Genomic DNA, 11,080 nt, shown 5'->3' with positions numbered 1-11,080 from the left:
CACGGTCCGGACCGTGAAACTGAAGATCCGTCACCTGACCCGCTACCGCTATGCCCGCCCGCTGCGGGCGGCGCTCCAGAACCTGTGCCTGACGCCGCGCGACACCGCGGCGCAGCGCATCGTCGAATGGCGTCTCGACGCCAGCGGCCGACTGCAGCCGCACACCGATGCCTGGGGCAACCCGGGCCACCTGATGCAGGTCGAGGCCGGCGCGCGCGAGCTGCGCTGCGAGGCCTCGGGCATCGTCGAGACGCTGGGCGAGCCGGTCGAGATCGACCGGCTCGGTCCCGATCCGCATGTCTATCTGGCGCCGTCGGCGCTGGCCGGCTCCGACGTGGCGATGCGGCGCGATCTGGCCGAGCGGGGTGCGGCGGCTCCGCGCGACGAGGCCGGCGCGCTGGCGCTGGCCGCGCTGGTGGCGCAGCAGGTCGCCTACTGCCGCGGCCGCACCGACGCGACGACAAGCGCCGTGCAGGCCTGGGCGGGCGGCGAGGGCGTCTGCCAGGACCAGGCCCATGCCTTCATCGCCGCCTGCCGCGCGCTGGGCGTGCCGGCGCGCTATGTCAGCGGCTATTTCCACACCGAGGGCGCCGGCGAGCTCGCCAGCCATGCCTGGGCGCAGGTCTGCCCGCAGCCGGACCTGCGGCGCTGGATCGGCGTCGACATCACGCACGGCTGCCTGGTCGACGAGCGGCATGTGCAGCTGGCGGTCGGGCCGGACTACGCCGCCTGCTCGCCGATCCGCGGCGTGCGCAGCGGCGGCGGCGGCGAGCAGCTGCTGGTGCAGGTCGAGATCGGGCCGGTCATGCCCTCGCCGTGACGGCCTGGGCCGGAACACCGCGGATCCGCGCGATTTCAGCTGCGCGCCGGTCCGGCCGATAAGGAGACAGCGCAACCGCCACTCCCCGACCGTGACCATGTTCAAGGCCTTGCAGAAGCTGCAGAAGATGTTCGGCTCCCGTCCTCAGGACGAGCCCGACTCGCGTCTTCTCGACGGCTGGGCGCACAGCCGTGGCCACCAGCTCAAGCGGGTGCGTCGCGGCGAGGGCCGTGTCGTCGAGTTCGAGTGCACCGGCATCCCGGCGCGGCTGGAGTGGGGCCCGTCGCAGCGCGCCTACATCCGCGGCCACGAGCTGCGCATCCGTCTGGACGCCGGCCTGCCCGGGCAGATGGAGATGATGATCATGTCGCGCCGGCTGGCGCAGCAGCTCGGCGGCGAGGCCTACCAGACGCTGACCAGCGCGCACCAGACCGGCATCGACGCCGACCTGCCCGAGGAGGTGCGCTGGCTGTCGATGCTCGAGAAGGTGGCGGTGCCCTCGTCGGCGGCGGGCTACGTGCTGATGTCGTCCTCGCCGGTGCACGCGCGGCGCTGGCTCGACGGCGACCTGCTCAGCCGCGTCAGCCGCGCGGCCAACCTCTGGCTCGGCGAGTCCGCGCCGCTGGTGCTGATGACGCTGCGCGGCCGCGTGCACCTGCGCACCGAGGCCGGCTCGCTCGAGCCGGAAATGCTCGACGGCGCACGCTCGCTGGCCGAGGCGGCGATGCTGTCGGCCCGCCAGGCGCTGCAGCGGCCGGTCGACGAGCCCGACGCCCCGGCGCCGGCTCCGGCGCGGCCGGGCATCTCGGCGGTCACCAAGGGGGGGCGCATCGGCGCGATGGGGCCGCCCTCGGGCTTCGAGAATCCGTCGGTGCTGGAGCTGCCGATGGACAGCGACATGATGGCGATGTCGATGCCGGCGCCCACCCAGCCGCCGCCGACGCCGCGGCGCTGAGGCGACGGGACACTCCTGCGGTCAGCGCGCTCCGGCGCGCTGCGCGTGCCGCCAGGCCAGCTCGGCCATCGGGCGGGCGCCGGCCGCGGCCTGGCGGGCCTGCGCGCTCGAGGCGGTGCCGTCGACCACCCGGCGCGCGATGCCCTGCAGGATCGCGCCGATGCGGAACAGGTTGTAGGCGAGGTAGTAGTCCCAGTCGGCCAGCAGCGCCTCGACCGCGTCGGCCGTCATGCCCGGGCGGGTGCGCGCCAGGTAGCGCCGCACATAGTCGCCCTCGGCCGGAATGCCCAGCGCGGGCAGGTCGCAGCCGCCGATGCCGCGGAAGGCGCCCGGCGGGATGTGCCAGGACATCGCGTGGTAGCTGAAGTCGGCGATCGGGTGGCCCAGCGTCGACAGCTCCCAGTCCAGCACCGCCAGCACCCGCGGCTCGGTCGGATGGAAGATCAGGTTGTCGAGCCGGTAGTCGCCATGCACCACCGCGACCTGCGTGTCGTCGCGCGCGGCCGCGGGCAGGTGCGCCGGCAGCCAGTCGATCAGCCGGTCCATCTCGGGAATCGGCTCGGTGACCGAGGCCTGGTACTGGCGGCTCCAGCGCGCGATCTGGCGCTCGAAGTAGCTGCCCGGGCGGCCGTGGTCGCCCAGGCCGACCGCCTGCGGATCGACCCGGTGCAGCGCGGCGATCACGCGGTTCATCTCGTCGTAGATCGCGCCGCGCCCGGCCGGCGTCATGCCCGGCAGCGTCTGGTCCCACAGCACCCGGCCCTCGACATGCTCCATCAGGTAGAAGGCGCGGCCTATCACCGCCTCGTCCTCGCACAGCAGTAGCATGCGCGGCACCGGCACCTCGGTGGCGGCCAGCGCGCCCATCACCCGGTACTCGCGCTCGATCGCGTGCGCCGAGGGCAGCAGCTTCGCCGCCGGCCCCGGCTTGGCGCGCATCACCCATTGCCCGGCGGGCGTGTGCAGCCGGAAGGTCGGGTTGGACTGGCCGCCGCTGAACTGCTCGACCTGCAGCGGGCCGTCGAAGCCGTCGAGCCGTCCGCGCAGCCAGGCGGCGAGCGCGTCGGCGTCGAAGGCATGCTGCGGGGCCACCGGGCGGGTGGTCGGGGCGGAAGAGGTCATCGCAGGCATCTCCTGGCAGGGGCGGAATCGGGGGCGTTCGGCGTTCAGCGCTCGGCGATCGCCATCAGCCTCTCGCGCGAGAGCACCACCAGCCGGGTCGGCTCGACCCGCACCGCGCCCTCGCGCTCGAAGCTCTTGAGCTCCTGGTTGACCCGCTGGCGCGAGGCGCCGACCAGCTGCGCCAGGTCTTCCTGCGCCAGCTGCAGGCCGATGCGGATCTCCTCGCCGTGGCTGATGCCGTAGCTGCGCGACAGGTGCAGCACCTGCTTGGCCAGACGGGCCGACAGCGGCCGGGTGTTGAGGTCCTCGAAGGAGGCGAACATCAGCCGCAGCCGGCGGCAGTTCAGCCGCAGCAGCGCCTCCGACAGCTCCAGGTGGCGCGAGAGCAGGTCGAAGAAGTCGTGCTTGCGCACGATCAGCAGCGTGGTCGGGCCGTGCGTGGTCGCGTCGTGCGTGTGCGGCAGGCCGTCGAACAGCGAGATGTCGCCGAACCAGGTGCCGGGCTCGACATAGGTCAGCGTGATCTGCTTGCCCGACATCGACACCGAGCTGACCCGCACCGCGCCGCTGGCCACCGCGATCCAGTCGGTGGCCGGCGCGCCGCGGGTGCCGATCTGGATGCCGTCCGGATAGCGGCGGATGATGGTGCGGCTGATGATGTCGTGGCGCAGCGCCGGCGACAGCTTGGAGAACCAGGGGCCGGATTCGATGTTCCGGCGTTCCTCGGGGGTCAGGACAGGGGTGGTCATCGCGTCGTCAGGCCGCCGGCGTACTGCGCCAGCAGTCTTTCCATCGTGGTGGTGCGTTCGTCGGGCTGCAGCCAGTCGGTGGGCGAGAGGTTGACGGCGCGCAGCACCGCATCCTGTCCGCCGGGGCCGAGATCGACGATGTTGATGCAGGCCGGCGACTGTTCCAGCCGGCCGAGGAAGGCGCGGCCGCCGCACAGCCAGCCCGACAGCAGCGCGCGGTTGACGCCGCCGTGCAGCACCAGCAGCGCGGTCTGCCAGCCGGCGTCGTCCTGCAGCCGCGCCATCGCCGGCCGCACCCGGTCGAGCAGCGCGCCGATCGTCTCGCCGCCGAGAAAGGCCCGCTCTTCGATCGTCTCGCCGGGTGCCGGATCGAACGCGCCGGTGAAGGCCTCGCGCAGCTGCTCCGGCGCCAGGCTGGAGAGCCGGCCCGGGCGGATCTCCTCGAAGTCCGGCTCGGTGCCGATCGGCCGGCCGGACTGGCCGCAGGCGGCCAGCACCCGGCGCGCGGTCTCGAGCGTGCGCGGCAGGCCGCTGACGACGACGCGGTCGAAGACCACGCCGGCCGCGGCGAACAGCGCACCGGCCGCATCGGCCTGGGCGCGTCCGGCCGCGTTCAGCGGCACCTCGTGCGGGGGCAGCGGCGTGCCGTCGGGCAGGAAATAGTCGACCGCCCCGTGCCGCATCAGGTAGAGGCGGCGACGGGGCGGCGGGGCGAGATCGGCGGCATTCGGCATGGGCGCCGATTCTGGCACGCAAAAAAGAACGATCGTTCGTTCTTTCTGGCGCAAACGGTTCCGATCAGATCGGGACTTTCCCTCAGACCTGCGGACCGCGCGGGACCAGATGCTGGCGCAGCCGCGCCAGCGCGCGCTCGAGCGTCTCGTCGCGCTTGGCGAAGCACAGCCGCGCGAACTGCTGGTCGCGCCCGTCGGGATAGAAGGCCGACAGCGGAATCGCGGCCACGCCCACCTCGCGGGTCAGCCATTCGCAGAAGGCGGCCTCCGGCAGCGCGGCGATCTCCGGCGCCAGGCCGGCGTAGCTGACGCACTGGAAGTAGGTGCCTTCGCAGGGCAGCAGCGCCAGTCCGGTGCCGGCCAGGCCGGCGCGGAACAGGTCGCGCTTCCTCTGGTAGAAGGCCGGCAGCCCGAGGCAGGGCGCGGGGTCGGCCATGAAGGCCGCCAGCGCGTGCTGCATCGGCGTGTTGACGGTGAAGACGTTGAACTGGTGGACCTTGCGGAACTCGGCCATCAGCGCCGCCGGCGCGGCGACGAAGCCGACCTTCCAGCCGGTGACATGGTAGGTCTTGCCGAAGCTGGAGATCAGCACGCCGCGCTCGGCCAGCGCCGGATGGCGCGCGATGCTCTGGTGCGTGGCGCCGTCGTAGACCATGTGCTCGTAGACCTCGTCGGCCAGCACCAGGATGTCGGTGGGCGCCAGCAGCGCGGCGAGCTGCTGCATCTCGGCCTCGGTCCAGACGGTGCCGGTCGGGTTGTGCGGCGTGTTGACCAGGATGGCGCGGGTCCTGGGCGTGATCGCCGCGGCGATGGCGGCGAAGTCGGGGCGGAAGCGGCCCGGCGTCAGCGCCACATGCACCGCGCGCGCGCCCGCCAGCAGGATCGAGGGCTCGTAGCTGTCGTAGCAGGGATCGAGCACGATCACCTCGTCACCCGGGTGCACCAGCGCGAGCACCGCGGTCAGGATCGCCTGGGTGGCGCCGGCGGTGACGGTGATCTCCAGGCCGGGGTCGCAGGCGCGGCCGTGCAGCGAGGCGATCTTGGCCGCGATCGCCTCGCGCAGTGCCGGCACGCCGGCCATCGGCGGGTACTGGTTGTGGCCGGCGTCGAGCGCGTCCTTTACCGCCTGCATCAGCCTCGGGTCGCCGTCGAAGTCCGGGAAGCCCTGGCCGAGGTTGACCGCGCCGTGCTGCTGCGCGAGGGCGCTCATCGTGGTGAAGATCGTGGTTCCCACCTGCGGCAGGCGGCGGGTGAGGGCGGGCGTGGGCATCGGGGGTCTCCAGGCGAGAAGGGCGGGAATGTGAAGAGTCTACGCAAGCGGCGTCGGCCGGGAGAATCCGGGGCAGGATGTGCAGGAGTGCGTGAACCCGCTCTAACATGCGCACCCCATGCCCCAGACCCTTGCCGCCCCCGTCCACAGCGACCTGCTGATCAAGAAGAGCCGCTTCATCGGCTGCGTGCAGCCGATGGCCGACCGCGCCGGTGCGCTCGAGGTGGTGGCGCGGCTGAAGGCGGAGCATCCGGGCGCGGCCCATGTCTGCTGGGCGCTGCTGGCGGGCGGGCAGTCGGCCGCCAACGACGACGGCGAGCCCGGCGGCACCGCCGGGCGGCCGATGCTCGACGTGCTGCGCCATCAGGAGCTGGAGGGCGTGCTGGCGACGGTGGTGCGCTACTTCGGCGGCGTGAAGCTGGGCGCCGGCGGCCTGGTGCGCGCCTACACCGATGCGGTCGCGCAGGCGCTGCTGGGCGCCGAGAAGGTGCTGCTGCAGCGCATGACCGCGCTGCGCTGCACCGTGCCCTATGCGCTGGAGGGCCGCATGCGCCGCGAGCTCGAGGCTGCCGGCGCGCTGCTGGGCGAGGTGAGCCACGGCGCGCAGGTCGAGCTGAACTTTCAGCTGCCCGAGACCCGGGCCGCGGCGCTCAAGGCCCGGCTCGACGAGGCCGGGCAGGGGCGGGTGGGCTGGCTCGCGCCGGCCTGAGCCCGCCTGCCGCGTCCGCGGCCCCCCGCGCTCACTGCGGCGTGGCCAGCCGGTACATCGCGTAGAAGGACGCGAACTCGCGGCCGTCGCCGTCGCGTGCCCACAGGTGCAGGCCGTCGGCGGTGGCGGCCGGCACGAAGTCGCCGCCGCTGGTGCAGTGCGCGTCGCTGGTGGTCTGCGCCGAGCAGCCGATCGTGCCGCTGCGGGCGGTCGAGGCCACGCTCCGCTGGTCGTTGAAGCTGCCGCCCGAGGCGCTGGCGCGGCCCCAGAGCTTCAGGTCGGTCGGCGCCAGTGCACCGGCGGGCACCTGCCAGTCCAGCGTGACGCCGCCGCTGTCGGGCAGCGGCAGCCGGCCGTTGCTCGGCAGGGTGGCGGCGGCGAGGGCACTCTGTCCGGCCTCGGTCAGCGTGGCCAGGCCGCGCTGGCGCAGCTCGGCGATCGACAGCGGCCGCGCGCGGGTCTTGTAGTGCTGCGTCGCCGCGAGCGTGCCGGGCGCCGAGGCCAGGTAGTACTCGAACTTCCAGACCGAGTGCGCCGACAGGCCCGACAGCTCGGTGTCCTCCATGTCGTTCGGTGCGAAGAACAGCGAGGTGTCGCGCTCGGAGGGGTGGCCGCTGGCGTCGGCCGCCGCGTAGCGGCTGCGCAGGCGCACGAAGTTCGTGCCGGTCGGCGTGCCGCCGGACTTGACCAGCACCAGGTAGCTGCTGCCGCTGGTCGGGCGCAGCGTGAGCTGGTGGCCGCGCGGCGAGGTGACGACGACCCGGTCGTAGACGGGGTGGCCGCTGCCGTCGGTGCGGTTGGCCACGCTGAGCGTGTAGCCGACGCTGTGGTAGTCCCAGCCCGACTGCGCCAGCGACAGGAAGCGCCGGTGCTGATGGAAGGCGGCCACGCCGCCGTCGTGCGCGTACTGGTTGCCGATCACGCGCAGTACCGGCCGTCCGGAGCCGGCCTCGTTGACGCGGCGCACGACCAGCGCGCCGGTGTCGGTGCTGCCACCGGTCGTGGTGGTGGTGTAGCCGATGACCAGGTCGCCGTTGACGCGGCTGAACTCGTAGCTGCCACGGCTGAAGACCAGGCCGGTCGCGCCGGCGCGGAACAGGCCGCCGAAGGCGCCCGACGGGCCCACGCGCGCGCCGTTGTGCAGATAGCCGGCCGGATCGGCGTCGACGAAGAGGTCCCGGCAGGCGGTGGCCTGCACGTCGGCCGGGCCGGCCGCGGCGTCGGTGCGGCTGACCCGGCTCTCCAGCGGCAGCGCGTAGCAGGCGGTGGCGCGTGCCAGCAGGTCGGCGATCAGCGCGGAGCTGCCGTCGGGCACCAGGTCGGCGGCCGCGACCGTCGGCAGCGCCGGCGGCGCGGCGGTGCTGGCGCTGTTGAAGCTGATGCTGGCGGGCTCGCTGTCCTCGGCGGTCTGCTGCCGCACGGTGACCTGGATGTTGCTGCTGCCGCTGCTGTCGGGCGTGATGGTGATCTTCAGGCTGTCGAGCAGGCGGTCCTGGCCGCGGCCGTCGGTCTGCATCGCGCCGCGCAGCAGGTCGGTGTCGCGGTTGCCGGTGGCGTCCAGCACCGGCTGCAGCAGCGAGCGGACTTCCTCGACCCGGCTGGCCAGTGCGGCGGCATCGATGCGTGCGCTGCCGGCGGCGACCTCGGCGGCCAGCCGGTCCGGATCGCCCGAGGGGCTGAGCCGCGCGGCGATCAGCGTCGTCACCGGGGTCACGTTGACGGTGGCGTCGCTGGCGCTGTCGTGCACGCTGACCAGGCGCAGCTCGTCGCGCGTCGCGGTGATCACGAAGGGCGCCTGCGCGCCGGCCGCCAGCGTCAGCGTGTAGCTGCCGTCGGCGCCGACCGCGTCGATGCGGCCGACTTCCGCGCCGCTGCGGTCGGTGACGACCAGCGTCGCGCCCTCGAAGGCGGCGCCGGTGGCGACGGTGCCCGACAGCGTGACCGCGGCCGGGCGGGCCGTGACGGGCGTGCTGCCGGACGCGTCGCTGCCGCCGCCGCCTCCGCAGCCGCTCAGGCCCAGCAGGGCCGCGCTGGCCAGCGCGGCGCATCCGGCACGCAGGATTCTTGACATCGGGGTCTCCTCGGGTGGGTGTTTCGTCACGATCGACCGAGAAGATGCCGGCTTGAGCGTCTTTTCCCCCGGGCTGCGCCGGATGTCCCCGCCCGGGCCTGCGGGCGCCCCCGGACCGATAGAATCCCCGGCCTGCAGCCCCGGGCTGCCCCGGATTTTCCAGATCAAGTTCCGATCCAGACCAGACTCGCCCGATGTCGAACCCAGACCGCTCCGCGCCTCCGCCTTCCTTCTTCCGCCGCCTGTCGCTGGCGCTGTCGGTGCTGTTCAGCGGCGAGCTGGCGCGCCGGCTGGTCGAGCCGCCGGTGGTCGTGGCCCCGCCCGCCCCGGCGCCGGCTCCGGTGGCCGCGCCTGCGCCGGTCGAGCCGCCGCCTCCGCCCCCGCCGCCGCAGATCATCACGCTGAAGGAGGCCACGCCGGATGCGGCGCTGCAGCTGCTGGGCCTGCTGCAGCGCGACGCGCGCCTGATCGACTTCGTGCAGGAGGACATCGCCGCCTATGGCGACGCCGACATCGGCGCCGCCGCCCGGCTGGTGCACGAGGGCTGCCGCAAGGTGCTCAAGGAACACATGACGCTCGCGCCGGTGCGCACCGAGAACGAGGGTGCGCGCATCACGCTGCCGGCCGGCTTCGACGCCGCGCAGGTGCGGCTGACCGGCAACGTCGTCGGCCAGGCGCCGTTCACCGGCACGCTCAGCCACCGCGGCTGGAAGGTGACCGAGCTGCGCCTGCCGCAGCTCGCCGAAGGACATGACGCGTCGATCGTGGCGCAGGCGGAGGTGGAACTGTGAGCCAGGACAACGACGACATCCGCTACAGCATCGGCATCGACCTGGGCACCACGCACAGCGCGCTGGCCTTCGTCGATCTGGCTGCCAGCGACGGCGAGAAGACCGCGCACGAGGTGCTGGCGGTGCCGCAGGTGACGGCGCCCGGCGCGGTGCAGGCGCTGCCGCTGCTGCCGTCCTTCCTCTACCTGCCGCACCCGGACGAGCTGGCCGCCGGCGACCTGTCGCTGCCCTGGGGCGTGGAGACGGGCGCCTCGGTCGGCACGATGGCGCGTGCGCGCGGCGCCACCACGCCGATCCGGCTGGTGTCGAGCGCCAAGAGCTGGCTGTGCCACCCCGGCGTCGATCGCCGCGGCCCGATCCTGCCGGCCGACGCGCCGGCCGAGGTCGAGCGCGTCTCGCCGCTGGAGGCCTCGCGGCGCTATCTGGCGCACCTGCGCGAGGCCTGGAACCATGCGCATCCGGACGCGCCCTTCGAGCGCCAGTCGGTCACGGTGACGATGCCCGCCTCGTTCGATCCGGCCGCGCGCGAGCTGACCGCCGAGGCCGCGCGCCTGGCCGGCTTCGGCCCGGTCACGCTGCTGGAGGAGCCGCAGGCCGCGCTCTACAGCTGGATCCAGAACAGCCAGGGCGGCTGGCGCAAGACGGTCCGGCCGGGCGACGTGATCCTGGTGGTGGACGTCGGCGGCGGCACCAGCGACTTCTCGCTGATCGCGGTGCGCGAGATCGACGGCAACCTCGAGCTGACCCGCATCGCGGTGGGCGACCACATCCTGCTGGGCGGCGACAACATGGACCTGGCGCTGGCGCACACCGTCGCGCGCCGGCTCGCCGCCGAGGGCAAGACGCTCGACGCCTGGCAGATGCGCGCGCTCACCCAGGCCTGCCGCGCCGCCAAGGAGGTGCTGCTGTCGGACGCGGCCGCGCCGGCGCAGCCGCTGGTGGTGCCCAGCCGCGGCTCGAAGCTGATCGGCGGCTCGATCCGCGCCGAGCTGAGCCGCGAGGACGTGACCGCGGTCATCCTGGAAGGCTTCTTCCCGAAGGTGGAGGCCGCCGCGCGCCCGGTGCAGCGCCCGCGCATCGGCCTGCAGCAGCTGGGCCTGCCCTATGCGCAGGACGCGGCCGTCACCCGCCATCTGGCCGCCTTCCTGGGCCGGCAGGTGGGGGCGCTGGCGGAGCTGCCGGAGCTGGCCGCGCGCCAGTCCGAGTCGGCCAGCTTCCTGCATCCGACCGCGATCCTGTTCAATGGCGGCGTGTTCCGCGCCGGCGTGCTGGCCGAGCGGCTGCTGGAGACGATCAACGCCTGGCTGAGCAGCGAAGGCGCGCCCGAGGCGCGCGCGCTCGACGGCGCCGACCTGGATCTGGCGGTGGCGCGCGGCGCGGCCTACTACGGCCATGTGCGCCAGGGCCGGGGCGTGCGCATCCGCGGCGGCACTGCGCAGGCCTACTACGTCGCCATCGAGTCCTCGATGCCGGCGGTGCCGGGCTTCGAGGCGCCGATCCAGGCGCTGTGCGTCGCGCCCTTCGGCATGGAGGAGGGCACCGACGTGGCGATCGACGCGCAGTTCGGCCTGGTGGTCGGCGAGCCGGTGCATTTCCGCTTCCTGGGCTCGACGGTGCGTCGCCAGGACACCGCCGGCGTGCTGCTCGACTTCTGGGGCCCGGACGAGCTGATGCCGGCCGGCGAGATCCAGGCGACGCTGCCGGCGCAGGGGCGCACGCCCGGCGAGGTGGTGGCGGTCACGCTGCATGCCGCGGTGACCGAGGCCGGCACGCTGGAGCTGGCCGCCGTGCCGGTGGGCGGCACCGAGCGCTGGAAGGTCGAGTTCGACATGCGCGGCCAGCCGATCGAGGGCTGAGGC

General features: G+C 73.6%; 10 protein-coding genes. 5 read left to right on the top strand and 5 right to left on the bottom strand.

Annotation, left to right across the window (positions count from 1 at the left end; translation table 11 throughout):
- Window positions 1-13: 13 nt before the first annotated feature.
- Window positions 14-820, top strand: a complete 807-nt coding sequence (locus HNQ01_RS09570; protein ID WP_173805159.1) for a transglutaminase family protein — start codon at window positions 14-16, stop codon at window positions 818-820.
- A 97-nt stretch (window positions 821-917) separates the two neighbouring features.
- Entirely contained in the window at window positions 918-1,775 is an 858-nt protein-coding gene (locus HNQ01_RS09565; RefSeq protein ID WP_217427480.1) for a hypothetical protein, read from the top strand.
- A 21-nt stretch (window positions 1,776-1,796) separates the two neighbouring features.
- On the opposite strand, the gene HNQ01_RS09560 is transcribed toward HNQ01_RS09565, so the two are convergent.
- The 4 genes from HNQ01_RS09560 to HNQ01_RS09545 all read right to left on the bottom strand — a co-directional run bounded on the left by HNQ01_RS09560 (window position 1,797) and on the right by HNQ01_RS09545 (window position 5,650).
- Entirely contained in the window at window positions 1,797-2,897 is a 1,101-nt protein-coding gene (locus HNQ01_RS09560) for a phosphotransferase (RefSeq protein ID WP_173805157.1), read from the bottom strand.
- A gap of 44 nt (window positions 2,898-2,941) precedes the next feature.
- Window positions 2,942-3,646, bottom strand: a complete 705-nt coding sequence (locus HNQ01_RS09555; RefSeq protein WP_173805156.1) for a Crp/Fnr family transcriptional regulator — start codon at window positions 3,644-3,646, stop codon at window positions 2,942-2,944.
- A complete protein-coding gene (locus tag HNQ01_RS09550) occupies window positions 3,643-4,380 on the bottom strand; it encodes a histidine phosphatase family protein (RefSeq protein WP_173805155.1) in 738 nt (245 codons plus the stop codon). The genes HNQ01_RS09555 and HNQ01_RS09550 overlap by 4 nt, the downstream gene beginning before the upstream one ends.
- Window positions 4,381-4,462: 82 nt before the next feature.
- On the bottom strand, window positions 4,463-5,650 hold the full coding sequence (locus tag HNQ01_RS09545) for a pyridoxal phosphate-dependent aminotransferase (RefSeq protein WP_173805154.1): 1,188 nt from the start codon (window positions 5,648-5,650) through the stop codon (window positions 4,463-4,465).
- A gap of 118 nt (window positions 5,651-5,768) precedes the next feature.
- On the opposite strand from HNQ01_RS09545, the gene HNQ01_RS09540 reads away from it, so the two are divergent.
- Window positions 5,769-6,359: an IMPACT family protein gene (locus tag HNQ01_RS09540; protein WP_173805153.1), complete on the top strand. Its 591-nt coding sequence runs from the start codon at window positions 5,769-5,771 to the stop codon at window positions 6,357-6,359.
- Window positions 6,360-6,390: 31 nt separating this feature from the next.
- Here HNQ01_RS09540 and HNQ01_RS09535 read toward each other — a convergent pair whose 3' ends face one another.
- Entirely contained in the window at window positions 6,391-8,430 is a 2,040-nt protein-coding gene (locus HNQ01_RS09535) for an Ig-like domain-containing protein (protein WP_173805152.1), read from the bottom strand.
- Window positions 8,431-8,624: 194 nt separating this feature from the next.
- On the opposite strand from HNQ01_RS09535, the gene HNQ01_RS09530 reads away from it, so the two are divergent.
- Together HNQ01_RS09530 and HNQ01_RS09525 are read left to right on the top strand one after the other, a co-directional pair.
- Window positions 8,625-9,221, top strand: a complete 597-nt coding sequence (locus tag HNQ01_RS09530; RefSeq protein WP_173805151.1) for a DUF2760 domain-containing protein — start codon at window positions 8,625-8,627, stop codon at window positions 9,219-9,221.
- Window positions 9,218-11,077 (top strand): Hsp70 family protein, encoded by a 1,860-nt coding sequence (locus tag HNQ01_RS09525; protein ID WP_173805150.1) that lies wholly within the window; start codon window positions 9,218-9,220, stop codon window positions 11,075-11,077. The genes HNQ01_RS09530 and HNQ01_RS09525 overlap by 4 nt, the downstream gene beginning before the upstream one ends.
- Window positions 11,078-11,080: the final 3 nt, after the last annotated feature.

Source organism: Sphaerotilus uruguayifluvii, from assembly GCF_013294065.1.
GTDB classification, from domain to species: domain Bacteria; phylum Pseudomonadota; class Gammaproteobacteria; order Burkholderiales; family Burkholderiaceae_C; genus Sphaerotilus; species Sphaerotilus uruguayifluvii.
The sequence above is the reverse complement of the archived record's forward strand: the minus strand, read 5'-3'. Positions and strand labels throughout refer to the sequence as shown.